Genomic DNA, 22,196 nt, shown 5'->3' with positions numbered 1-22,196 from the left:
TCCGCGCCTTGCACGGGCGCCGGTCCTTTGCCCGGGGCGTTGCCCCTAATTCAATTTCATCAGGTCCTATGGAAGCAGTGGAAAAACAATCGATAGCCGTTGTTACCGGAGCCGGCTCCGGAATCGGAAAAGCAGTCGCTCTGGCATTGCTGGCAGACGGCTGGAAAGTAGCGCTCGCCGGGCGTCGGGTCGAGCCGCTGGAAGCCGTCGCTGCCGCCTCCGGCAGCCCCGACCGGGCACTGATCGTGTCGACCGACGTGAGCGATCCCGAATCGGTCCGCAATCTCTTCGAGAAGACGGTCGAGACCTGCGGCCGTGTCGATCTCCTGTTCAATAACGCCGGCGCCTTCAGCGCCAGCGTGCCTCTGGAAGACATGAGCTTCGAGCACTGGAAGAGCGTGGTCGATGTCAACCTGACCGGCATGTTCCTGTGCATACAGCAAGCCTTCCGCGTGATGAAGGCGCAGTCCCCCATGGGAGGCCGCATCATCAACAACGGCTCGATTTCCGCGCATGCACCGCGGCCGAATTCCATCGCTTATACATCGACCAAGCACGCGGTCACGGGACTGACCAAGGCAGCGTCTCTCGACGGGCGAAAATATGACATCGCCGTCGGTCAGATCGATATCGGCAATGCCGCAACCGACATGACCAATGCGATGACCAAAGGCGTTCCCCAGGCAAATGGAGATGTTGCCATCGAACCGGTCATCGACGTCGCCATCGTCGCGCAATCCGTGCGCTACATGGCAAGCCTGCCGCTGAGTGCGAACGTCCTGTTCCACACGGTAATGGCATCCAAGATGCCGTTCGTCGGCCGGGGATGAGCTGCTGAAGGAATAGGCGCGGCTGCAGGCACAGGACGCCTGGTGCGAGCTGCGGCCGCCGCTTGAACTCATGGTCGGGGCCGGCCTGAAAGCATTCTAGATTGACAGATGAGCTCGATGGTTATTTCGACTGCTAAGGCCGAGGTTGCAAATCAGGGATTTATAGCGGAGCTATGGATGACGAGCACAACGCCGGCCGGCGGAAAAAGACGCGATATCGATCTCATGGCATGTTATGACTCGGGATCGGCATTAGTCGAGGCCGAGGCGGAACAACGGTGTGTTTCAGCCAGAACCAACCGTTGTCCTTGCTCAGGAGAGCGTACGGAAATTCGTTCTGTCGGTTGAGGGCTGAAGTGCTGGAACTGCTCTCGCAATTGTCTTTCATCCGGGTCCTTTGCACATCCGAAAACGGAATGCTGCAGACCTCGGGGCGATCTCCTTCTCAGAACGAATGGTTGTACTGAACGCTAAGAATGTTCACGTTACTCTGGTAATCACCAACCAGCGTCCCTCCCAGCGGCGGCTCGGCGCGATTCAACGAAGCATCACGAATGAAGATATGCGCGTAGCCGAAATCCCAGGTGCTTTTATCTGACTGGCGCAGCTGTGCGCCGACGCCGAATGCGATCCGGCGGGAATCAGGTACGGTGGGCGTCCGGTTGGCATCGCGGACCGGAGAGTTCTCGTAGGAGACGCCGCTTCTGAATTTCCATGCATCGTTATGGCGGTAATGAACGGCAGCGCCGACGCGCACGGTATTGCGCCATTCTTCGCGTACCACGCTGTCCGGCGCACCGTTGTCGAACCGCACCCGCAATTCTTCAAAGCGGCTCCAGCCAGTCCAGTTGATGTCGCCCATCACGGACCATTTGGCGTCCAGGTTCCGGTAAGCACTCAGGTTCAGCGATTCCGGCAGAGTCAGGTCAGCCGAAGCGCCGGCATCGGTGAACGCCGCGGCGGCTCCCAATACGCCTGGCAGACCTGCCGGCCTGTCATAGCGGGCATCGCCGCGTATTTTCTGCTGCACCCTGGAGCGGTACGAGAGACCGAACCGCGTTGCCGGATCAAGCATGAACATCAGGCCTGCATTGAAACCGAATGCCCAGTCGTCACCCTTCAGCACTACCCTCCCATCCCTGGCCTGGGGCAGGAAACCAATCGGCCCGCAGGTCGCCAAGCCAAGCCTTGATGCGCAGACCGTGCCGAAGTCGATGGCACGGGTAAGCTCCACCTTGGCGTACTGTGCGCTCAGGCCTGCGCCGACAGCAAGGCGTTCATTGATTGCATAGGAGAGCGAGGGATTGATATCGATGGTCTTGAGATCGGATTTCAGCGCCTGGTACCGGCCCACCCAGTTCGCCTCGTATTCGGTTTTCAGGCCGAACGGCGATTGAATGCCGATGCCGAATCGCATTGAAGGAGTCAGGTCCATGGCGTAATACATTGCGGGCACAAGACTCCATCCGCCGGCATTGCCGCCGTCGCCGCCTGTTGCCGGGGGGCCGGCGGGCGAGCGAGATCCGGCATTCGAGAATTCTATGGATGGCCGGATGGCGGAGCCGGACAGCGTGAATTGCTGGCCGTGCAAGCGCGCGAGGCCGGCCGGATTGAAGAAAAGCGTGCTGGCATCTTCGGCTACGGCGGCATTGCCTGCGAACGCGTTGCCGACGGCACCGGCGCTCATTTCGTTAAGTGCGAATCCTGCCGCCATCGCAGTTCCGCAATAACTCGCCATGGAAATCCAGAGGAGAAAGCGAACGGACCTCGCATTAAAAGCAGGAAAGTCATTCATTTCCATTCTCCTTCTTCCTGCTGAGGTTGCGAGACTCGTTCCAATGATCTCCGGGTGAGGGCGTCAAGTTCCAATTCCGGCTTCGCGTCGAACGTTGCGAAAGCATGCATTCCGAGCTTCCACGTTACCTGGAGCGATAGGCCGATGCCGCTCCTGCCGACATCTCGCCGCACTGGTTCTGCCTGTATGGTTCGTAGCTTCGCATCACGTTGCAAAGGGTTTGATTGGCGCTTTGCGCCGAATCGAAATTCTGGGAACCCATGCCGGAGCAACCGGCCAGTAGTGTTGCTGCGAGCACAATCACGGAGCCCTTCATTTCATTCTCCTTTCATCCAAAGGAGCTGTTTCGGTTGGCGAGACATGGAATAGCCAAGCACCCCGGCGCGTCCGGCTAGCCACCATGATAGAGGTTGAGTCGTCCGGTACGCGGGTCGATGACAGGACTGTCAAAGCCGTTCCAGATATTCAGGTTTTGATTCTGTGTGGAGCTGTAAGAGGAACCCGTTTGGGAGCTTCCCGAGTACATTCCTCCCATGCTCGAGCAGGCTGTAGAGGAGATGACCAGCAGACTTATTAGCGCAATCGCTCTCATCGAAATCTCCTGTCGGTTAGGTAATGCCCTCGGTCGGATTGTCTGGTTTGCCTGAGTGCAGTGCACAAGAAAACCCACAGCTAAGCTCACCATAGGATGAAGGCTTTTGAATGCAAGTGTTCCTTTTCCTGTTTTTTCTTCCTTCCATGAGGTAGAACAGTTCTGCTTCAAAAAGGGTTGATGCCAATCTCAAGCTTGCAAAGCTTTCTCTTGCAGATTGATCCATTCCAAGCCAGGTCGTCTCTGCTGCCGAATGGTGGAGCCGCAGCATCTTGCCGGCTCGCGCGGGGTTCGCGCTGCGGACATGCACAGTCTCGCAATTCAGAATGAGGTCGATACGCTCAGTATCCAGGCGGAAGGCTTTGGCGTTCCATAGAACTGCGGCCCGTCGGCATACGGTCTTCCCGCAACCCACGCGACACGCATGGACCAATCCGCAAAGCCGGCGCTTAACCCGATACTGATATCGTGACGGCTGCGCGACTCCGGACCGCGGCCTGCCGCATCCGGGAAGATTTGCAAATGTCCGACATGACCGACGAGCTGGATTCTTTCCATCAGCGGATACGAACCATTGAGCTCCGCATAAATCGTTCGGATGCGGGCGCCGAAATAATCCGGCGAGAAATACAGCCTGGCGCTCAAATTGTCGGCAAGAATGCCGGCAAACCCTTCGAGGTAGTTATAGGCGGCGGCATTCAGGAAAGCGGACTTGATTAGCCCGGCTTCCCATCGGATATCGCCTGGCAGGTGACCGAGATATCCGGCGTAGGTCATCAGTTGTACCTGGCTGCCGGTCCTCGGCCCGAGGTCCACACCCGAAGCGAAGCCGCCCGCATACCAGCCGTCCTTGCCGTCGTATCCGAGATGAAGCTGAGGTTGCGGATGTGCATTGCTCAGCATGGCGCCACGGTACCAGTAACCGGAAACCAGGGAAACATTGCCGCTGATCTGTGCGCATGCCTGGGAACCGGCAATCGCCATGACGCCTGCCATGATGAACGGACGCAATAACGATGAACCGGCCCCCATCGCCTCATGAACCGCTATCTGCGGCTGCCTGCGGCGCGACGCATGCGCAGGAACAGAACCGCGTCACCCGCGACAAAGCCATGCAGGCATCAACATAGCCTGTCGCACCAATGCCGTTCGGCTCGTCAGCGAGCGCCTGTTGTATCAGGTCCGCAGACAGCGTCGGTTGCAATTCGGTGATCAGCGCAACGAGTCCGGAAATATGGGAGGCTGCGAAGGAAGGCCCGGAAACGAAGCCCCAGCGTCCGGCAGGGACCGTGGCCGGAATATCGCGTCCGGGGGCGCTGAGGATGCGCGCTTCCCTTGTCATGCCGGCGGGCGTTGATCCATCCGTCACGGCGAGTACGCCACCGTGGGAAGCCGGAAAGCCGCCGTCCTTGCTTTTCGGATCCGCCGCAGCGACCAGCTTGATACCGCGCGCCTGCGCTTCGTCCAGCAAACCGCGCATCAGCCTGTCCGGGGCGCCGGACAGGCTCAGGTTAATGATCTGGGCGCCGTGAAGGATGGCGGAATGAAGCGCTTTGGCCAATGTGAAACTATTGCATCTGGCTGGCTTCATGGCATTTTCCCAGCATGCCCGCAGGGCAAGCAGGCGTGCTCCCGGAGCGACTCCCGCTATGCCGATGCCGTTTCCCGCCCGGGCAGCAATGATTCCGGCAACCGCAGTGCCATGGGCTTCGGCGGCATAGGCAGTCCCTTCAACGAAATTTTCCTTCAGTACGACTTGCCCGGTGAGATCCGGATGGTCCGCGTCGACTCCGCTATCCACCACCGCGATACGCACGCTGCGGCCGGTGGCGGTCTTGTGAATTTCCGCCAGGTGCCAGAGCCGCGCGGACGGTTGAAGCGTGTACAGCGGATCGCCATTCCCCATGGCGTGAAACAGCTGAACCGGTTGCGCCCATTTCACCCGATGGTCGCGCGCTACGAGTTCCGCTGCGGCAGCAGGCGAAGCCTGTTCCGGTACCTCCATCACGAAGCAATGAAGCCCCAATACCGGCATCGGCCAATCGCTTACCGTTTTCAAGCCATGTTCGCGCGCAAGGCTTGCCGCAATGCGCCGCCGGGCAGCCTGACCCGATACATCCATGTACCCGCCGCCATAGTCGGCCAGGGGACGGAAATGCTGCGGCGGCAAGTGCAGCATGACAAGGATCCGGTGCTCCGAGGATTGCGCATCCCCTAGGGCATCGCCGATGCTGCTCCCGGTTGCCGCGCAGCCGGAAATCGCCAGTACGAGAACGAGAGCAAGACATAAGCCTATTGCCTTCACCGGCCGCCTCCCGAAGTCAGTGGCTCGGCCAGGGCGACAGCGGTTCTGGACCGCAGCACGCCGAGCGCATGTTGTTGCCCGGCATTGTCGACACTGAGCAAATAGGCATCGGCAGCGGTCGGACCATCCGTCATCCGCGCTCCGGCTTCCCGCAGAATCTGCCGCAAATCCTGCTCGCTCGTATCGGGCTTGAAGATCACGACGATGTTGGCCTCTGCCTTCACGGACTGGCCCAATCCGTAATAAGCGGGCAGGAGACCGGAAGCCGGCAAGAGGAGGACGGCAAGCATGGCAATGACCGCCGCCTGCGCAGCCAGCGCCCAGCGCAGCCAGCGGGCGCCTGCACCGGCTGCCTGGCGGAGAGGGCGGGGCAGTGCGGCCGGCGCAGGCGGGCCCTGCGGAGCCTCGATACGACCGAGGAGCCGGCGGAACGACTGATCGACATCCATCTCGGCGGTGGTTGGCGGCTCGATCGCGCATATCCTTTTCTGGCGTTCCATGTCTGCGCGACACTGCGCGCAGCTACGCAGATGCTCCCGAACCAGTGCCGTCTCATCGGCGTTCAAGGTATGGTTCACGAACCATGGCAGCAGCTCCTGAACGGCATCATGCGTCGCGCTGCCTGGAGGAACGACACGGCCGTTCACTTCATCTCCTCCATGCGGTCAACCAGCAGAGATTCCAGGCGGTACCTGGCTCTGAACATGCGTGTCTTTACGGTATTGACCGAGCACTCCATGACGTGGGCGATTTCACTGTAGCCCAAGCCGTGAAAGTAGGTCAGACAGACCACGGCGCGCTGTTCGACGGACAGGGCATCGAGGGCCTTGAGCAACTGCTCGCGCAATTCATGGTACTGGGCTTCGCTTTCCGGGCCATGCGCGCGCTCGTCCGCCGTGCTCTCGAAGTCGAACTCGACGGGGTCGTCCAGTCTCCCGACTGCCTTGAGTCCCTTGTGATAGGCGATGCCGAAGATCCAGGTCGATGGTTTGCAGCTGCCGTCAAAACTGTCTGCCCTTTTCCAGACCACCAGCATGGTGTCGTTGACGACTTCCTCGATCAGGTCCGGCCTGCGGGTCATGCGGGCCAGAAACCGCGTGAGCTTGGGAAAGTAACTGCGGTAAAGCAATTCAAACGCATGAGGATCGCCAGCAGCGACAAGATGAATCAGTCGAGCGTCATCCTCATTGACCATGCCGGTTGCCGCATGGGGCGTGTCGGCTGCATCCGGCATGCGAGCATTTCCGCCATCGACCATTGGCGCTCCGTCAACATTGTCTTTCGGTGCCGCGACCGGCGGTAAAGGCCGGTCTTGCGCTGCATGTTGATCCGGCCGGCTCGCGGCCCAATGGGGTGCACCACAACAGTTAGCTTGGCTCATGGTATTCGTTTCCACTGCACCGCCGAGGTCAGGCCGGCATCATGCTAAGCACCGCACGTCCGTCTTCGCATTATGGACAGGCATGCCCGGTTATGAATGAGATATGTCAAGCGCAATCCGGCGCAGGGAAACATACCGGCATGTATCGCGTCCGCTGCATGGCATGCAAGCTTCATTCTCGCGCTCTCCCGCCGGATGCCGGGCCGACACGTCGTCAGACCGCTTGAAGGCACCGGCACAATCAGCGGCCTTCACCCATTTTTTCCCGGAGCAGCCTTGCCGCTTCTGCATGCCGATTTTCCTCGGCCATCTGCAATGCAGTCTTGTCCCGATTGTCGCGCAGCCTGGGATCGGCGCCGTTATCGAGAAGTAACTTGACAGTATCGGAATGTCCGCTGCCGGCAGCCCACATCAATGCAGTCAAGTCATTCGCGTAACGCTCGTCGGGCTTTACTCCCTTCGATAACAGCATATCGACGACGGCGGTCTTGCCGGTACCGGCGGCGTAAACCATTGCCGTCTTGTGCAGGCGATCGCTTGCATGGAGGTCGGCCTGATGGTTCAGCAAGGCTGCAGCCATATCCTGTCGGCCGGAAAATGCGGCGCTCATCAGCGGCGTCACCTTCGCCAGGTTCGCCTGGTTCACGTCGGCACCGTTGCGGATCAGAAAATCCATCATGTCCAGGCGCTGCTCCTTGATGGACAGCATCAGCAAGGTATCCCCGTTGCGGTTGCGTGTATTGACCGCTGCACCCTGTCTGATCAACTGCCTGAGCATGTCCAGGTTGCCGGTCCGCACGGCCGCCAGCGACTGCCTGTTAAGTTCGCCGGTCTCGTGCGATGCGTGATCCTGCGCCGCTGCCGGCAGGCAAAGCAGGGCGGCGACAAATATTTCCATTAGCTTGAGCTTCGTCATATGTCCTCCTCTTTTCCTTAAAAAGCCGTGATCCGATTCACGTCGGGAGGGGATTAACCTTAACGTCATCGTTGGTGAATGACCGCGTTAAGTCAAGGTTCAAGAGCTATCGAAATTTGATCAATTCGGGGTTTTTATTCATGTATTGGCGGTGTTTATACCGGAGAAATCCGGGCGGATATTCGCGTCTACGGCGGATACGGAATAAATACGAAAGCAGGCATTGGTTAAGGAGGCAATATGGGAACGGGCAAGTCATTAGTGCTTGGCGCGGTGATGGGCACCTCGGTGCTGCTGGCTTCATTCTTCGGCACCGCACAGGCGGAGCGCAGCGGCAAAGGCCACCACCACCATCACGCTTCCGTCGTTCGTACGCTGGCTCCTGTCACGCAGCAAATGCTGGATGCCGCCGCGAAGGATGAAACCAACTGGCTCCACTCGAACGGCAGCTATGATCAAACCCGCTTCTATCCCGCGCGGCAAATCCACAAGGGGAACGTGGCCGGACTCAAGCCGGTTTTCGCGTTCCATACGGGTGTGGTCGAGTCGATGGAGACGGCGCCGATCGTTGTCGACGGTGTCATGTTCATCACCACCTCGTTCAATCATGTCTTTGCCATCGACGCGGTGACCGGCAAGGAATACTGGCATTACCAGCACAAGCTGGGGCCGATCACTACCTTCTGCTGCGGTCCCAACAACAGGGGCGTCGCCATCGCCGGCGACAAGGTTTTCATGGGGACGCTGGATTCGAAACTGATTGCCCTGGACGCGAAGACCGGCAAGCTGTTATGGGAGACCCAGATCGCCGACCCGGAGAAAGGCTATAGCGAAACCATGGCGCCGGTCGCCGTCGATGGCAAGGTACTCATCGGAACGAACGGCGGCGAGTATGGCGTACGCGGATTTCTCAAGGCATTCGATGCCGACACCGGCAAACTGGTGTGGACTTTCTTTACGATTCCGGAATCGGGCCATGAAGGCGTTTGGAAAACGACCGATGCCACAGGCCGTGATCTGCACCGCGATATCGCAGCGGAGCAGGCGCAGTTCGCAAGGAACAGCAGTTTCTTCGAGACCCTCGGCGGCGGCGTCTGGATGCCGCCGGCATTCGACCGAGCCACCAGGACGCTGTTCTTCGCGGTCGGAAATCCGTCTCCTGACCTGTACGGCGCGGAACGGCCCGGCGACAATCTGTACACCAACTCACTGGTGGCCATTGATTTCGAGACCGGCCAGTACAAATGGCATTTCCAATATATCCCGCACGACGTCTGGGATCTGGATGCGGTCAGTCCGGCGGTCCTTGTCGATGTCATGGATACGGATGGAAAAATGATTCCCGGAGTGATCCATGGCGGAAAAATCGGCCATGTTTATGTCCATGACCGCCGCGACGGTCGTTTGATCCGCTTCTCGGAGGCCATGGTTCCGCAGGAGAATCTGTGGGCGCTGCCCACGCCGGAAGGAACGCGCATGCTGCCCGGTGCGAACGGAGGCGTGGAATGGTCGCCGATTGCGTTCAATCCGGATACCCGGCTTGCCTACGTCGCGCTGCTGCATCAGCCGATGACGTATCACGCGGAGACCGCGCCTTACCCCGGCGGCAAGCTGTGGCTGGGCGGCTTGTTCAAGAGCGTTCCCGGCGAACAGCAATATGGAAACGTCAGCGCGGTGAACATCGATACCGGCAAGATCGCATGGCAGGCCAGGACCGAACAGCCGATGATCGGCGGGGTGCTTGCCACGGGCGGCGAGCTGGTATTCGCCGGCGAAGGAAACGGCTTGTTCAAGGCCTATGACGCGCTCACCGGAAAAGCGCTCTGGAGTTTCCAGTGCAATGCCGGAGTCAATGCGCCGGCGGTTTCCTATATGGTGAACGGCAAGCAGTACATCGCCGTTGCAGCAGGCGGAAACGCGCAATTGAACTACAAGCGCGGAGACAGCGTATTTGTCTTCAGCCTGTAGCCGGGGGTATCAGCCACTCATAGGAGGATGTCATCCTGGATGACATCCGTCCTCATCAACCACGGGACGATGAATCATGAGACACAGCAGAGCCATCGCTTTGGCACCTTATCTGTTCGGCGCACTTCTGGTTTGCGTTAGCGGCGCGCTTGCCAACGATGCGGATATCGAGGCCGGCAGGGCCAAGTCCGCGGCTTGCATCCAGTGCCATGGCGTGAATGGAAACTCGACCAATGGGAGATTTCCTGTCCTGGCCGGACAGACGGCCACGTACATCTATTTCCAGCTCCACGACTTCAAGGAGGGGCGGCGTATCAATCCCACCATGTCGGCCATTGCAGCCGGCCTGAGCGATGAAGACATCATCAATCTGGCTGTTTTCTTTTCATCCCAGACTCCGGTCCCCATCACCGACGCCCTCGATCCGCAGCGAGTGGCGCGCGGTGCGCAACTGGGCCGGGAATCGTCCTGCGCGGGGTGTCATGCGGCAGGATTGAAAGGGCATAATGAAATCCCGAAGCTGGCAGGACAACATCCCGATTATGTGGCAAGACAGCTGATGAATTTCAAGGAGAAGTTGCGGATCTATGACGGAGGCACCATGCAGAATATCACGCGCACGCTGAGCGGCGAAGACATGCTCGACCTCGCGCACTTCATCGGCAGCCTGCCGCCCGTCGTGGAAAGCCCGGCCCCTTTGCCAAGCGGGCCTGAAAAATTCTCCGGGCCATGATGTGACCGGAGAGGCGCAGGCACCCCATGGTTGCCGCTGCGGGCATTCGCAGCGAGCCTGCTCGAAGTATAAAAATCCGCATGGGAAAAGCGACTGTTATCGTGGGGCTCTTCAGCCTGCTGCCGGCCCGCTTTTTTTGTCTTGCCGCCGGCGGGACGACCAATCCGCGCAGGTTTTTCACCGTAGCGTGGATGGCCGTTGTGCCCGTCTGACAACATTAAGCCTGTTCATTGGCATGCAACCTGCTCAGGAGTCTTTGCGGCAGCAATCCAATGTTGAAGGGAGGGAACTGCAATGACTATTGCCCAAGGACTTATCCTGCTGGCGGCCATGGCGCCACTGACCGCCCATGCCAACGATTTTCCGACAACCGACCGTGTCGAATATGTGCTTGAATGCATGAAAAATCATCAAGGCAAGCAGGAGTACCTCTATAAGTGTTCCTGTGCTATCGATCAGATCGCCGGGAAGCTCAAGTACAAGGACTATATCGAGGCATCGACCGCGCAGCGTTACCAAAATCTGGGCGGCGAACGGGGAGCGGTGTTCCGTGATCCGCAGAATGTGAAGAAGGCAGCGAAGAATTACAAGGCCATCGAGGATGCTGCGCAAACAGCCTGTTTCTCCGGGTGACCTGTGAACCCGAGTCGGAATCGCCTTGGTCGACAATCATGGCTGAAGCGGCTGATATTGGTTCTTGCAAGCGGATGCGCTTTCCCCGTGTGGGCGGCCGACCCGCCGCTGAAGACCCTGCTCATGCTCGACTTCGAGATCATCGACCATACGGGCGACGAAGCCTCCGTGCGGGCTCAGATTGCGCGTCTGGACCTGATCAGCAAGCAACTGCGCAAGGAGTTCCAGGAGAGGCAATTCTATGCGTTGGTCGACAGGGCGCCCATACAGCCATTGATCGACCAGCAGCGCAGTCGCTTCGATCTTCATGAATGCAATGGCTGCGAGCTGGATCTCGCCAAGGCCGCACACGCCGACCGCGTCCTCACGGCCTGGGTGCAAAAAGTCAGCAATCTCATCTTGAACCTCAACATCGAAATCAAGGATGCGGGCACCGGCGAGACGGTTTTGCTGAAGTCGGTGGATATCCGAGGGAACACCGACCAGACCTGGACGCGCGGCATCAGCTACATGGTCCGCGGCATGGCGGACAAGCAGCAAGGCAACCGTTGACGGTTAAATGTCGGGCCTGTCATTTGATTCCACCGCGCTTTCAGCAGGCATTTATCGACATGGTACGAATTCGTGACACGCCACGGCGCAGCATGTTCATTAAGCAGTACATGGTGCCCTGCAACACGACATTGCGTCACAGGAATAATCTCATCTTTAATGAAGACTGCAAGGGCAGCAAATTTGAATGTCGATCATATCGGGGCCATTGGCATGCTAACTGCTACTTTGTACCCGGGGTAATGCCGGTGCGCAGGCCGTATAGTTCGCGTATCGTCCGGCTCTGGCCAAAGCCCGGCTAAACAAGCCGGCACCTTGCTGACAATACGTTATTCAAGGAGATCTGAGATGTCATCCACCAAAAGCTGGATAGGCCTTTGGCCGTGCGCGCTCTTGATCAGCGTGCCGACTGTAGCGCAGGCCAATGCCGATGTCGCTAAACTCACCAAGGACCCGAAAAACTGGGCAATGCAGGCGGGCGACTTCGCCAACAGACGCTACAGCGAACTCAAGCAGATCAACAAGAGCAACGTCAAGGATCTGCAGGTTGCATGGACCTTTTCCACCGGCGTACTGCGCGGTCATGAAGGCGGGCCACTGGTGATCGGCGATACGATGTATCTGCACAGCCCGTTCCCGAACAAGGTTTTCTCGATCAAGCTCTCCGACCAGAGCCTCAACTGGAAATACGAGCCGAAACAGGACGCCGCCGTCATTCCGGTGATGTGCTGCGATACCGTCAATCGCGGCCTGGCCTACGCCGAAGGCAAGATCTTCCTGCAGCAGGCCGACACCAATCTCGTTGCGCTCGATGCAAAAACGGGCAAGGAGATCTGGAAGGTCAAGAACGGCGATCCGAAGATCGGAGAAACCAATACCAATACGCCGCATGTGTTCAAGGACAAGGTCATCACCGGAATCAGCGGCGGCGAATTCGGCGTGCGCGGGCATGTGACGGCCTATGACATCAATACCGGAAAGCAGGTATGGAAAGCGTACAGCGTCGGCCCCGACGAGGAGATGCTGATCGATCCGGAAAAGACCATGACCTGGACCGACGGCAAGATGGCGCCGGTCGGCAAGGACTCGTCGATCAAGACATGGAAGGGCGACCAGTGGAAGGTCGGCGGCGGCACCACCTGGGGTTGGTACAGCTATGATCCGGCGCTGAACCTGATGTACTACGGGACGGGCAACCCGAGCACATGGAACCCGAGCCAGCGGCCGGGGGACAACAAGTGGTCGATGACGATCTTCGCGCGCGACGTCGATACCGGCAAGGCGAAATGGGCCTATCAGATGACGCCTCACGACGAGTGGGACTATGACGGTGTCAACGAAAACATCCTGGCCGATCTCAAGATCAAGGACAAGCCGGTCAAGGCACTGGTGCATTTCGACCGCAACGGCTTTGCCTACACGCTCAATCGCGAGACGGGCGAACTTCTCGTGGCGGAAAAATACGACCCAAAGGTCAATTGGGCGACTCACGTCGACATGAAGACCGGCCGTCCGCAGGTGGTCGCGAAATACAGCACCCAGCAGAATGGGCCTGATGTCAATTCGAAGGGCATCTGCCCGGCGGCGCTCGGAACCAAGGATCAGCAGCCTTCATCGTACTCGCCGAAGACCGGGCTGTTCTATGTGCCGACCAACCATGTCTGCATGGACTATGAACCGTTCCAGGTCGACTATACGGCCGGTCAGCCGTATGTAGGTGCGACGCTTTCGATGTACCCGGCAATGGACAGCCACGGCGGCATGGGCAACTTCATCGCCTATAACGCGACCACCGGCAAGATCGTCTGGTCTCGGCCGGAGAAATTCTCGGTGTGGAGCGGTGCGCTGTCGACGGCGGGAGATGTCGTGTTCTATGGCACGCTCGAAGGCCATATCAAGGCGGTCGATAACAGCGGCAAGGAACTCTGGAGATTCAAGACTCCGTCCGGCATCATCGGCAATGTCACGACATGGGAGTACAACGGCAAGCAGTATGTCGGCGTGCTTTCCGGCATAGGCGGCTGGGCAGGTATCGGCATGGCTGCGGGGCTGGAAAAGGATACGGATGGTCTCGGCGCGGTGGGCGGATACAAGGAACTGTCGAAGTACACGGAACTTGGCGGTGTCCTGACAGTTTTCGCGCTGCCGAACAGATCAACGTCGTCGTCAGGCAATTGAGCCTGGTCTCCTATCGTGACAGTGGTTCGTCACGTTTGTTTGCCGACATTCCGGCTTCGGCCGGAATGTCGGACTTTCTTTAATCGCTATTGACAGGAAGGCTTGAGATGAGACGCTTGGCGAAAGGCATCCTGGTCTTGCTCATATTGTCCGGCACATTATCCGGTATTGCCCGGACGGACGATGCGCCGCTTTACAAGGTCGTCGACGGAACCAAGGTCGATGCCAATACCCTCAAGGGCTGGAGAACCTGGCGGGCCGCCGCCTGTGAGCGCTGCCATGGCGCGAAGCAGGAAGGACTGGTCGGTCCCTCGCTGGTGGAAAGCCTGAAGGTACTGTCGAAGGAAGACTTCAAAAAGACCGTGCTGGAAGGCAGGCCGGACAAAGGCATGCCGAACTTTAACGGCAGCGAACAGGTGCGGAACAATATCGATTTTCTGTACGCGTATCTGAAAGGGCGGTCGGACGGCAAGATTGAACCAGGGCGCGTCTCCGCCATCGACCAATGATGACCATCTCCTCCTTTATCCGCGGGCTGGCTCGGGCGGCATGCGAACGGCGAGCCGTCGTGGGCGGCATGCTGAGCGCAATCCTCGCAGGCACGCTGCTGCCGCCGGCAGGCGCCGGCGAGCAGGACAAGACCCTGAGGGTATGCCAGGATCCCAACAACCTGCCTTTCTCGAATCGCAACCTGATGGGCTTCGAGAACAAGATTGCCCAGCTGCTGGGGCAGGAACTCGGCTGGAAGGTTGAGTACACCTGGTATCCGCAGCGCATGGGATTCGTGCGCAATACGCTGCGCGCCAAATTGCCGGATTCGAACCAGTACAAGTGCGACCTGATCGTCGGCGTACCCAAGGAGTTCGAACTCGGTGCGACGACGCGTCCCTACTATCGTTCCACCTATGAGATGGCCTATGTGAAGGGAAGGGGTTTCGATTCCATCAAGACTCCGGAAGACCTGCTGGCGCTCGATCCGGAGAAACGCAAGACCTTGCGGCTTGGTGTCTTCGCGCGCTCGCCCGCGGTCGACTGGCTGCTGAACAATGGCTTGATCGGCCAGATCGTTCCCTATCAGCCGCAAACCGGTGACGAGAACCAGTATCCGGGTGAAATCATCGAAAAGGATCTGGCGCAGGGCAAAATCGACTTCGCTTTCGCGTGGGGTCCGATCGTTTCCTACTTCGCCAGGAATTCCGCGAATACCCCCATCATGGCGATACCGTTCAGATCGCAGCCCGACATGAAATTCGATTTCAGCATCGCGATGGCGGTACGCCATGGCGACAAGGAATTCAGGGACCGCATCGACCAGCTGATCGAGAAAAATCAGGACAAGATCAACGGCATCCTCAGCGCGTATGGAGTGCCGCGGGTTGATGAACGCGGCGAATTGCTCGTGCCGACGGCGGGGAGGTAGGCCGCCGTGCGTGCATTGAAAGCGAGATTGGTCAAATCGATATGCGTTCTTTTCCTGTTCCCGTGGATCGCCATGGCATCGGCGCAGGGTATCTCTGCCGCCGAGCGCCTGCTGTTCGATACCAACCATATGCAAGGCATCCAGGCGCCGACGATCCTGACGTATTCCTATCAGAAGGAAGCAGCCGGCGAAGACGGCTTCAAGGACGAGGTCAAGGTTGACATTACCAGGATTAACCCGGATGCCACTGTCGCCGTCACCACTCAGTTCCTGTCCGGCGACAGGAACGTGCCGCTTCCCGCGATAGAAGGGGCGCACGGCAATCCGGCCGTGCTGGGCTTCCTGGAGCGGGATATCGTGGAGATGAAGCGCCTGACCGGCGGCTCGACCGGCTATTTCCGCAAGCGAATCCGCATGGCGCTGGCTAACACCCAGGAGATAAAGCCCATCCGTGTCAGCTACGCCGGGAAGGACTTCGAAGGAAAGGAAGTGCGCATACAGCCCTATCTGAACGACCCGATGCGCGAGCGTTTCCCGAAATTCGAGAACAAGGCCTATGTCTTCATCTTCTGCCAGGATCTGCCCGGCAGCCTGTATCGAATCAGAAGTTCATCCATGCAGGACCAGTCAGGCGTTGTTGAAACACTGACGCTCATGTCGGCGGATCGAAAGCCAAGACAATAAGCATGAACAGCGGGCCTGAGCCAGGCGTCCGCTACCTGCCTATTCCAATGCAAAGACCTGCGCATCGACATTCACGACAACTTTGTTGAACGGAAAAGACTTGACGTCGACGTTCTCTTTCAAGAGTCCAAGCACGAGTTCGGCGGGATTGCAGCCGAGCGAAGCACGCAAGCCCGCATAGGATGCCGTCAATCGCGGATAGATGCCAAGCACGACCGGGCCTGAGCCGGTCAGGATGAAATCAACCGACACATAACCCCATAAGCCTGGAATGGCTCGGGCGATCCTGCTGGCAAGGCGATCGCATTGCGCCGCTGTGTCATTGATGCCGTTGACTGACGTGCCGAGATAATGAAACTGGTTGTTCCTGACGGCGAAACGCTGTTCGTCGCAGCTCAGCACATGCGCCCTGCCGTCACAGCAAAGCAGCGAAAGACTGCATGGCTTGCCTTGCAGGAAAGGCTGGAGAACATAATTTCTTACGCCGCTTTCGGCAATCCAGTCCAGGGCATCGCTTGCACCATGGAATATCTGAGTGGCATTGAATCCAACCCCATCATCCGGCTTGGCCACCCATGCATGGACGTCCCTCGGCAAGTCGTCCGATGGAAGATAGGTATCGACGACCATGATACCGGCTCGCGCGAGGCGGCGCGCGGTGAGCAGGCGGCTGGCGGCCACGCGAATGGCGCTGGCCCGGCTGCCGAGCAGGATGCGCCTGCTCCTGACGACCTTCAGCGACAGCCTTTCCAGAATGCCGGCGCATTCCGGCGCGACGGGCCAGACCGCGTCCGCCGCTCGGAGGCAAACCTTGAATCCCTCATCCGATTGTGCATCGCAGGAGACGACCTGTACCGAAGCCGGCAAGTCCAGCGCCGGCAAGCGCATGTCGCGCGTCGTCAGAACCTCGATGCCGTAAAGGTCTGCCAGATCGCAGACCAGAGCGCGCAGCATGAAATCGCCCTGATACACCAAGGGGGGCCTCATCGTCAGGTCGAACATGCCACCGCCTGATCCATACTCATAGGCAAATATCTTCACGGCTGCCGTCGCATAGGGAAGTATTGCGATGTACGCAACTAATATGCCATCGTCAAGCCGTCGCGTTACAAAACGATGATCGGCGAGGGTATAGTGAAAACTACAGAATCGCGGCGAGTGTCTAAGCAGCTGCACGGCATGACGCCTCCTGACGTGTCAAGTCAATCGGCTCCCTCATGCCCAGCCCCATCCGGTATCGACGGTTCCTGTTTCATGCCTTTACCCTTGCCGCTGCTCGGCCGCCTGCTGGCCGCAGCCATCCAGTTTTCGGGCTTGCCGCCTATCGAGGCCAGCGATCTGCCGCCGATCGATGTGGTCAGCACGGAAGTGTTTCTCAATACGGTGTGTCCATTCAAGCCGGCACGCTGCGGCCCCGTCATGGCGGCATTCGATACCCAGCGTTACCGGATCGTGATCCGGGATACACTGGACATGGACGAGCCTGGCGACAACTCCTTCCTTGTTCATGAAATGGTGCACGTATTGCAGTACAAGAAGGACGGCAGCACGCGCTTCATGAGCTGCGAGGCCGTGATCGAGAGCGAGCGCGAGGCCTTCGATACGCAAAACCGCTACATGGAATCCCTGGGCCTGCGGCAGCGGGAAGGCACCATGTTGCGCCATATGAAGTGCCCGCCCGCCAAAAAGCCGGATGGCGACGGCAATGCAGTACCCCCGTAGATGAACGGCGCGACGGTCAGGACAGGGCTGCAATGCGTCTTTCAACGCATCGCAGGCGTCATCCGATCTCGTCCTTTCGTCGTTGAACCCGCTCTAATGCCTGGCCGTCTTGTCCGAATCCTTGATGTTCAAACGCTGCAGCTTGCGATACAAGGTGTTGCGGCTCATCTTGAGGCCTTTCGCCAGGTTCGAAATATTCCAGTGATGATGAGCCAGTTCCTGGAGCAGGGCATCGCGCTCGGCGTTTTCCAGCGGATTCAAGCTGCCCGGCTCTCCGGATGCTCCGCCGTGTTCTCCGGCCAATCCGATGTTTCTTCCGGGGAAGTCCCTCGGCAAGTCGCTGATCGTCAGCGTACTGGAGCCTGACAGCGCGATCATGGTGCGCAAGGTGTTGCGAAGCTCGCGCAGGTTGCCTGGCCAATCGTAATGCATCAGTGCATCGAGCAATTGCTCGTCCATGCCGAAGTCGCCGTCACCCTCCCTCTCCAGGACATGCATGATCAGCGCACGCTTGTCGCCCCGCTCGCGCAGGGGCGGAAGCGTGATGGTCAAGCCGTGCAGCCGGTAATAGAGATCCTCGCGGAATTCCTTGGCTTCGATTTTTTGCATCAGGTCGCAGTGCGTTGCACTGATCACGAAAATATCGACCTTGACCGGCGTTTCACTGCCCAGCGGAAGAACTTCGCGCTCCTCCAGCACGCGCAGCAGGCGCGCCTGCAGCAGGATAGGCATGTCTCCTATTTCATCCAGGAAAAGCGTTCCCCCGTTGGCCTGGAACAGCTTGCCGCGCTGGCCCTCCCGGCTGGCCCCGGTAAAGGCGCCGGATTTGTAGCCGAACAGTTCGCTCTCGATCAGGGACTCGGGTATGGATGCACAGTTGATCGCAACGAACGGCTTGCCGGACCTGCCGCCGGACTGATGCATGGCTTTGGCGAACCACTCCTTGCCGGAGCCGGTTTCGCCGTAGAGCAGAACCGCGACATCGCGTTCAAGGACACGCTTTGCGGACCTGATATTGGCTTCCATCGCGGCATCGCCGAAATGCAGGCCGTCCAGTGGCGTGCGGTCGGCCTCGGGCATCCTGATGTCGGGCTTGTGCCTGCCGCGCGATGCGCTCACCTGGCGTACGGCGCGCGTAGCCGGTTCCGGCGGATAGGCAACGGCATAGAAACGGCCGCCTCGCCGCACATCGAAGATGGGAATGGGGCGCAGTCCCTTGCTCAGGCTGTTTGCCACCAGCACGGGCAACGAGGCATTGAACAGTTGCCCGATCTGCAAGCCTTCTATGTCGGCGGGTGCCGCGATATCGAGCTGGAACAATGCGGTCCGCGTAGCCCCAAGCACCATGCCGTCGGGGCTGAACGCAATCAGGCCTTCATTGAGCGTGCCGACGAACTCCGGTCGGCCGTGGAAATGCACGATGTAGTCATTGTGGAACTGGCGCTGGAATACCCGGTTCTCGATCATGTGTACCGACATGTTGACCAGCACGAGGGTATGCTGCTGGGCGAGCCGCGATTCGCCGGAAGCATCGAGGGCAGCCACGATGTCTCCCCGATGGTTATAGATCGGCGCCGCCGCGCAGGTGATGCCGGTATTCTTCGACAGGTAGTGCTCGTCCTTGTGGATGATCAGCGGGCGCTTTTCGTAGAGGCATGTTCCCATCCCGTTGGTGCCTTGGGCGGCTTCGCTCCAGAGCGCGCCCTGCATCAGCCCCGATTTCGATGCGGCATGCGTAAAGCTCGGGTCGCCGAAGTAGTTCAGCACGACACCTTCGCGGTCCGTCAGCATGATTGCATAGCCGGAGCCGGACAACTGCTGATACAGGTTCGCCATCTCGATGCTGGCGACTTCAAGCACATCCGATATCTTCTCCTGGCGCTCCTGCAGTTCCGGGCGCGGGATAACGACAATTTCGTGGCTGTGTTCGGGGTCGAGATGGTATTGCCTGAAACATCGGATCCATGATTCCGTAATCTCGCTCTTGACGTTGGTGCCGCCATTGCAACGCGTTTCATCCCGGACTGCCGAGTGTACGCGCCGGACATGATTAACATCAATCCCGGACATGGGTGTCTCCTGTGCGCATGCCATCCAGAACTTCTTGATGTCTCTTCAAGATGGCCTGCTTTCTTACTCCACTTGAATTTTCTTCGTCATGGAACAGCGGTGAGCCTTGATTCCAATGGTCTGCTTTTTGCTCTTGGTCTCTTTATAAGAATAGTCGGAAATTGCTGCCTTTGCATCTTGTATGGTACGCGCTTCTGTCAGAAAGGGAACCCATTCTGCAGCATGGATAAATCCGCAAGCGAGCACCGCAGAGTGCCGCTGCAACTGTGCAGTGCGCTGAACACTGACCATGAGGACTGTTACGAATCCGAACATCGAAGCATGGATGGAGAGAATGAATCCGGCGGGTTGCCTTCGGCATGTCCGGCCCGGGAGAGCGGCCTTGAGTGGTCATTGAGCGGCCGTTGAGCCGCCTTTGCTGCTTGCTTCCGGCAAACATGCGCAGACACATCGTCGCTTACTTATCAAGGAGCAGGACATGGACGTACGCGCGGCAGTAGCACACAAGGCAGGAAAGCCACTGACAATCGAGACCGTACAGCTGCAGGGCCCAAGGTCCGGCGAAGTGCTGGTCGAAATCAAGGCGACCGGCATCTGTCATACCGACGCCTTCACCTTGTCCGGCGAAGACCCCGAAGGGCTGTTCCCTACCATTCTGGGGCACGAGGGGGCCGGCATCGTCGTCGAAGTCGGTGCCGGCGTCAACAGCCTCAAGCCCGGAGATCATGTCATTCCGCTGTATACGCCGGAATGCCGCCAGTGCGAATATTGCCTGTCGCGCAAGACCAATCTCTGCCAGGCAATCCGGGCCACGCAAGGGCAGGGAAAGATGCCGGACGGATCAAGCCGGTTCAGCCTGAACGGCAAGGATCTGTTTCATTACATGGGCACCTCCACATTCGCCAATTACACCGTGGTGCCGGAGATCGCACTGGCCAAGATCCGGGAGGATGCTCCCTTCGACAAGGTCTGCTATATCGGCTGCGGCGTGACGACGGGAATCGGGGCCGTGCTGTTCACGGCAAAGGTGGAAGAGGGGGCAAAGGTCGTGGTCTTCGGCCTTGGAGGAATCGGGCTGAACGTGATCCAGGGAGCGCGCCTGGCCGGCGCCGACATGATCGTGGGTGTCGATATCAACCCCGGCCGCAAGGAATTGGCGGAGAAGTTCGGCATGACCCATTTCGTCAATCCCAAGGAAGTCGAAGGCGACATCGTCCCGCACCTGGTGAGCCTGACCAAGGGCGGCGCTGACTACAGCTTCGAATGCGTCGGCAATGTCAATCTGATGCGGCAGGCGCTCGAATGCTGCCACAAGGGCTGGGGGGTGAGCACGATCATCGGCGTTGCCGGCTCGGGGCAGGAAATCTCGACCAGGCCATTCCAGCTGGTCACCGGCCGGGTATGGAAGGGCACTGCGTTCGGAGGTGCGCGCGGACGCACCGATGTGCCGAGGATCGTCGACTGGTATATGGACGGCAAGATCAACATCGATGATCTGATCACGCATGTCATGCCGCTGGAAAAAATCAATGAGGCATTCGATCTGATGCACGAAGGAAAATCGATTCGTTCCGTGGTGACGTTCTGACGCAGGCCGAAGCCGGTCGAGCCGACAGGGCGCGCCATTCATCTGTTGTAGCCGCTGTGCTGTTGTTTAAGGAAACCCAACGAAGGAGGCAACATGATCAAGCTATATGACTTCGAATTGTCCGGAAGCTGCTACAAGATCCGGATGATGATGAATATCCTCGACTTGCAATACGAAACGGTGACGGTCGACTTCGTCAACAAGGAACACAAGACGGATAAATACACGGCGCTCAATGCATTCGGGGAAATCCCGATTCTCGATGACGGCGATCTGCGCCTGCGCGATGCCCAGGCGATCCTGGTTTATCTTGCGAAGAAGTATGACAAGAGCAATCAGTGGTATCCAGACGATGCCAGGTCGATGGGACAGATCCAGCAATGGCTGTCGACCGGCGGCGGCGAAATCATGAATTCCGCCGGAGCACGGCTCGTCAAGATCCTGAATTATCCGCTGGATCTGGAAAAGCTCCAGACCGGGGCCAAGCGTGTCTTCAAGATCATGGACGACCATCTGGCGACCCGCGACTTCCTCGAGCTGGGCCGTCCGACCATTGCCGACATTGCCTGCTTCCCATACACCGCGATGGCAGGCGAAGGCGGTATTGATCTTGCGCCGTATCCGAATATCCTGAAATGGATCAACAACATGAAGCGCATTCCCGGCTTCATTACGATGCCGGGCATACCGGCAGCTGCATGAGCGCAGCAGACTGACATGGCCGCGCCAGGGTTCGCCCGGATGCCGGCCATGCCTTTGCGCACGCTGCTGCACATGCTGCTTTCGGGTTCATCCCGTTCTTTCGAAGGAGTTCAGCCATCCTGCCCGC

At 58.8% G+C, this 22,196-nt stretch carries 23 protein-coding genes; 13 read left to right on the top strand and 10 right to left on the bottom strand.

The genetic code is table 11. The features are described from left to right. The first annotated feature begins 68 nt into the window (after positions 1-68). Entirely contained in the window at positions 69-830 is a 762-nt protein-coding gene (locus tag IGW03_RS16665; protein WP_194723680.1) for an SDR family oxidoreductase, read from the top strand. A 445-nt stretch (positions 831-1,275) separates the two neighbouring features. Here the strand turns inward: IGW03_RS16665 and IGW03_RS16660 are convergent, their stop codons facing one another. The 7 genes from IGW03_RS16660 to IGW03_RS16635 form a co-directional block, all read right to left on the bottom strand. Next, positions 1,276-2,625: an OmpP1/FadL family transporter gene (locus IGW03_RS16660; RefSeq protein ID WP_228535647.1), complete on the bottom strand. Its 1,350-nt coding sequence runs from the start codon at positions 2,623-2,625 to the stop codon at positions 1,276-1,278. A gap of 124 nt (positions 2,626-2,749) precedes the next feature. After that, entirely contained in the window at positions 2,750-2,941 is a 192-nt protein-coding gene (locus IGW03_RS16655) for a hypothetical protein (RefSeq protein WP_194723679.1), read from the bottom strand. 597 nt (positions 2,942-3,538) lie between these two features. After that, positions 3,539-4,249: a TorF family putative porin gene (locus IGW03_RS16650; RefSeq protein ID WP_194723678.1), complete on the bottom strand. Its 711-nt coding sequence runs from the start codon at positions 4,247-4,249 to the stop codon at positions 3,539-3,541. Between the two features lie 4 nt (positions 4,250-4,253). Beyond that, positions 4,254-5,522, bottom strand: coding sequence for a S8 family peptidase (locus IGW03_RS16645; protein ID WP_323744986.1), 1,269 nt, complete (start codon positions 5,520-5,522; stop codon positions 4,254-4,256). Beyond that, positions 5,519-6,169, bottom strand: coding sequence for a zf-HC2 domain-containing protein (locus tag IGW03_RS38090; RefSeq protein ID WP_323744985.1), 651 nt, complete (start codon positions 6,167-6,169; stop codon positions 5,519-5,521). Before IGW03_RS38090 ends, IGW03_RS16645 begins: the two co-directional genes overlap by 4 nt. Next, on the bottom strand, positions 6,166-6,756 hold the full coding sequence (locus IGW03_RS16640; protein ID WP_228535645.1) for an RNA polymerase sigma factor: 591 nt from the start codon (positions 6,754-6,756) through the stop codon (positions 6,166-6,168). Before IGW03_RS16640 ends, IGW03_RS38090 begins: the two co-directional genes overlap by 4 nt. Before the next feature lie 388 nt (positions 6,757-7,144). Next, positions 7,145-7,819 carry an ankyrin repeat domain-containing protein gene (locus tag IGW03_RS16635; protein ID WP_194723677.1) on the bottom strand — a complete coding sequence of 225 codons (675 nt, stop codon included), beginning with the start codon at positions 7,817-7,819 and terminating at the stop codon, positions 7,145-7,147. Between the two features lie 240 nt (positions 7,820-8,059). Between IGW03_RS16635 and IGW03_RS16630 the strand changes: the two genes are divergently transcribed. The 9 genes from IGW03_RS16630 (at position 8,060) to IGW03_RS16590 (ending at position 15,987) form a co-directional block, all read left to right on the top strand. Next, entirely contained in the window at positions 8,060-9,787 is a 1,728-nt protein-coding gene (locus tag IGW03_RS16630; RefSeq protein ID WP_228535643.1) for a pyrroloquinoline quinone-dependent dehydrogenase, read from the top strand. Positions 9,788-9,887: 100 nt separating this feature from the next. Beyond that, the gene (locus tag IGW03_RS16625) at positions 9,888-10,520 is read left to right on the top strand and encodes a c-type cytochrome (protein ID WP_228535641.1); all 633 of its coding nucleotides are present in this window, start codon (positions 9,888-9,890) and stop codon (positions 10,518-10,520) included. A gap of 26 nt (positions 10,521-10,546) precedes the next feature. Then, on the top strand, positions 10,547-10,732 hold the full coding sequence (locus tag IGW03_RS16620; protein WP_194723675.1) for a hypothetical protein: 186 nt from the start codon (positions 10,547-10,549) through the stop codon (positions 10,730-10,732). An 82-nt stretch (positions 10,733-10,814) separates the two neighbouring features. After that, the gene (locus IGW03_RS16615; RefSeq protein ID WP_228535639.1) at positions 10,815-11,153 is read left to right on the top strand and encodes a hypothetical protein; all 339 of its coding nucleotides are present in this window, start codon (positions 10,815-10,817) and stop codon (positions 11,151-11,153) included. Positions 11,154-11,240: 87 nt separating this feature from the next. After that, a complete protein-coding gene (locus IGW03_RS16610) occupies positions 11,241-11,705 on the top strand; it encodes a DUF3280 domain-containing protein (RefSeq protein ID WP_194723674.1) in 465 nt (154 codons plus the stop codon). 348 nt (positions 11,706-12,053) lie between these two features. After that, a complete protein-coding gene (locus IGW03_RS16605) occupies positions 12,054-13,883 on the top strand; it encodes a methanol/ethanol family PQQ-dependent dehydrogenase (protein WP_194723673.1) in 1,830 nt (609 codons plus the stop codon). Positions 13,884-13,990: 107 nt separating this feature from the next. Then, positions 13,991-14,392, top strand: a complete 402-nt coding sequence (locus tag IGW03_RS16600) for a c-type cytochrome (RefSeq protein WP_194723672.1) — start codon at positions 13,991-13,993, stop codon at positions 14,390-14,392. After that, complete coding sequence (locus IGW03_RS16595) at positions 14,389-15,303, top strand: quinoprotein dehydrogenase-associated putative ABC transporter substrate-binding protein (RefSeq protein ID WP_228535637.1); 915 nt, start codon at positions 14,389-14,391, stop codon at positions 15,301-15,303. Before IGW03_RS16600 ends, IGW03_RS16595 begins: the two co-directional genes overlap by 4 nt. A 27-nt stretch (positions 15,304-15,330) precedes the next feature. Next, positions 15,331-15,987 carry a hypothetical protein gene (locus IGW03_RS16590; RefSeq protein WP_194723671.1) on the top strand — a complete coding sequence of 219 codons (657 nt, stop codon included), beginning with the start codon at positions 15,331-15,333 and terminating at the stop codon, positions 15,985-15,987. 39 nt (positions 15,988-16,026) lie between these two features. Here the strand turns inward: IGW03_RS16590 and IGW03_RS16585 are convergent, their stop codons facing one another. After that, entirely contained in the window at positions 16,027-16,989 is a 963-nt protein-coding gene (locus IGW03_RS16585) for an ATP-grasp domain-containing protein (protein ID WP_194723670.1), read from the bottom strand. Positions 16,990-17,241: 252 nt separating this feature from the next. Here IGW03_RS16585 and IGW03_RS16580 point away from each other — a divergent pair, with 252 nt between their 5' ends. Then, the gene (locus tag IGW03_RS16580) at positions 17,242-17,709 is read left to right on the top strand and encodes a DUF6647 family protein (protein WP_194723669.1); all 468 of its coding nucleotides are present in this window, start codon (positions 17,242-17,244) and stop codon (positions 17,707-17,709) included. Between the two features lie 93 nt (positions 17,710-17,802). Here the strand turns inward: IGW03_RS16580 and IGW03_RS16575 are convergent, their stop codons facing one another. Both IGW03_RS16575 and IGW03_RS16570 read right to left on the bottom strand, forming a co-directional pair. Further along, positions 17,803-19,779: a sigma-54-dependent Fis family transcriptional regulator gene (locus IGW03_RS16575; protein ID WP_194723668.1), complete on the bottom strand. Its 1,977-nt coding sequence runs from the start codon at positions 19,777-19,779 to the stop codon at positions 17,803-17,805. Between the two features lie 63 nt (positions 19,780-19,842). Beyond that, complete coding sequence (locus IGW03_RS16570; RefSeq protein WP_194723667.1) at positions 19,843-20,070, bottom strand: hypothetical protein; 228 nt, start codon at positions 20,068-20,070, stop codon at positions 19,843-19,845. A gap of 187 nt (positions 20,071-20,257) precedes the next feature. On the opposite strand from IGW03_RS16570, the gene IGW03_RS16565 reads away from it, so the two are divergent. Further along, complete coding sequence (locus IGW03_RS16565; RefSeq protein ID WP_194723666.1) at positions 20,258-21,367, top strand: S-(hydroxymethyl)glutathione dehydrogenase/class III alcohol dehydrogenase; 1,110 nt, start codon at positions 20,258-20,260, stop codon at positions 21,365-21,367. A 93-nt stretch (positions 21,368-21,460) separates the two neighbouring features. Beyond that, on the top strand, positions 21,461-22,069 hold the full coding sequence (locus IGW03_RS16560) for a glutathione S-transferase family protein (RefSeq protein WP_194723665.1): 609 nt from the start codon (positions 21,461-21,463) through the stop codon (positions 22,067-22,069). Positions 22,070-22,196: the final 127 nt, after the last annotated feature.

The sequence above is a fragment of the Noviherbaspirillum malthae genome, from assembly GCF_015352985.1.
Lineage (GTDB): Bacteria > Pseudomonadota > Gammaproteobacteria > Burkholderiales > Burkholderiaceae_D > Noviherbaspirillum > Noviherbaspirillum malthae.
The sequence above is the reverse complement of the archived record's forward strand: the minus strand, read 5'-3'. Positions and strand labels throughout refer to the sequence as shown.

Bases quoted from the DNA above. Each gene is read 5' to 3' on its own strand.
- IGW03_RS16595 (WP_228535637.1), top strand. From the start codon at position 14,389: ATGATGACCATCTCCTCCTTTATCCGCGGGCTGGCTCGGGCGGCATGC.
- IGW03_RS16560 (WP_194723665.1), top strand. From the start codon at position 21,461: ATGATCAAGCTATATGACTTCGAATTGTCCGGAAGCTGCTACAAGATC.
- IGW03_RS16650 (WP_194723678.1), bottom strand. From the start codon at position 4,249: ATGGGGGCCGGTTCATCGTTATTGCGTCCGTTCATCATGGCAGGCGTC.
- IGW03_RS16665 (WP_194723680.1), top strand. From the start codon at position 69: ATGGAAGCAGTGGAAAAACAATCGATAGCCGTTGTTACCGGAGCCGGC.
- IGW03_RS16640 (WP_228535645.1), bottom strand. From the start codon at position 6,756: ATGCCGGATGCAGCCGACACGCCCCATGCGGCAACCGGCATGGTCAAT.
- IGW03_RS16635 (WP_194723677.1), bottom strand. From the start codon at position 7,819: ATGACGAAGCTCAAGCTAATGGAAATATTTGTCGCCGCCCTGCTTTGC.
- IGW03_RS16660 (WP_228535647.1), bottom strand. From the start codon at position 2,625: ATGAATGACTTTCCTGCTTTTAATGCGAGGTCCGTTCGCTTTCTCCTC.
- IGW03_RS16570 (WP_194723667.1), bottom strand. From the start codon at position 20,070: ATGGTCAGTGTTCAGCGCACTGCACAGTTGCAGCGGCACTCTGCGGTG.
- IGW03_RS16600 (WP_194723672.1), top strand. From the start codon at position 13,991: ATGAGACGCTTGGCGAAAGGCATCCTGGTCTTGCTCATATTGTCCGGC.
- IGW03_RS16580 (WP_194723669.1), top strand. From the start codon at position 17,242: ATGCCTTTACCCTTGCCGCTGCTCGGCCGCCTGCTGGCCGCAGCCATC.
- IGW03_RS16615 (WP_228535639.1), top strand. From the start codon at position 10,815: ATGACTATTGCCCAAGGACTTATCCTGCTGGCGGCCATGGCGCCACTG.
- IGW03_RS16585 (WP_194723670.1), bottom strand. From the start codon at position 16,989: ATGTTCGACCTGACGATGAGGCCCCCCTTGGTGTATCAGGGCGATTTC.
- IGW03_RS16620 (WP_194723675.1), top strand. From the start codon at position 10,547: ATGGTTGCCGCTGCGGGCATTCGCAGCGAGCCTGCTCGAAGTATAAAA.
- IGW03_RS16655 (WP_194723679.1), bottom strand. From the start codon at position 2,941: ATGAAGGGCTCCGTGATTGTGCTCGCAGCAACACTACTGGCCGGTTGC.
- IGW03_RS16575 (WP_194723668.1), bottom strand. From the start codon at position 19,779: ATGTCCGGGATTGATGTTAATCATGTCCGGCGCGTACACTCGGCAGTC.
- IGW03_RS16565 (WP_194723666.1), top strand. From the start codon at position 20,258: ATGGACGTACGCGCGGCAGTAGCACACAAGGCAGGAAAGCCACTGACA.
- IGW03_RS16630 (WP_228535643.1), top strand. From the start codon at position 8,060: ATGGGAACGGGCAAGTCATTAGTGCTTGGCGCGGTGATGGGCACCTCG.
- IGW03_RS16605 (WP_194723673.1), top strand. From the start codon at position 12,054: ATGTCATCCACCAAAAGCTGGATAGGCCTTTGGCCGTGCGCGCTCTTG.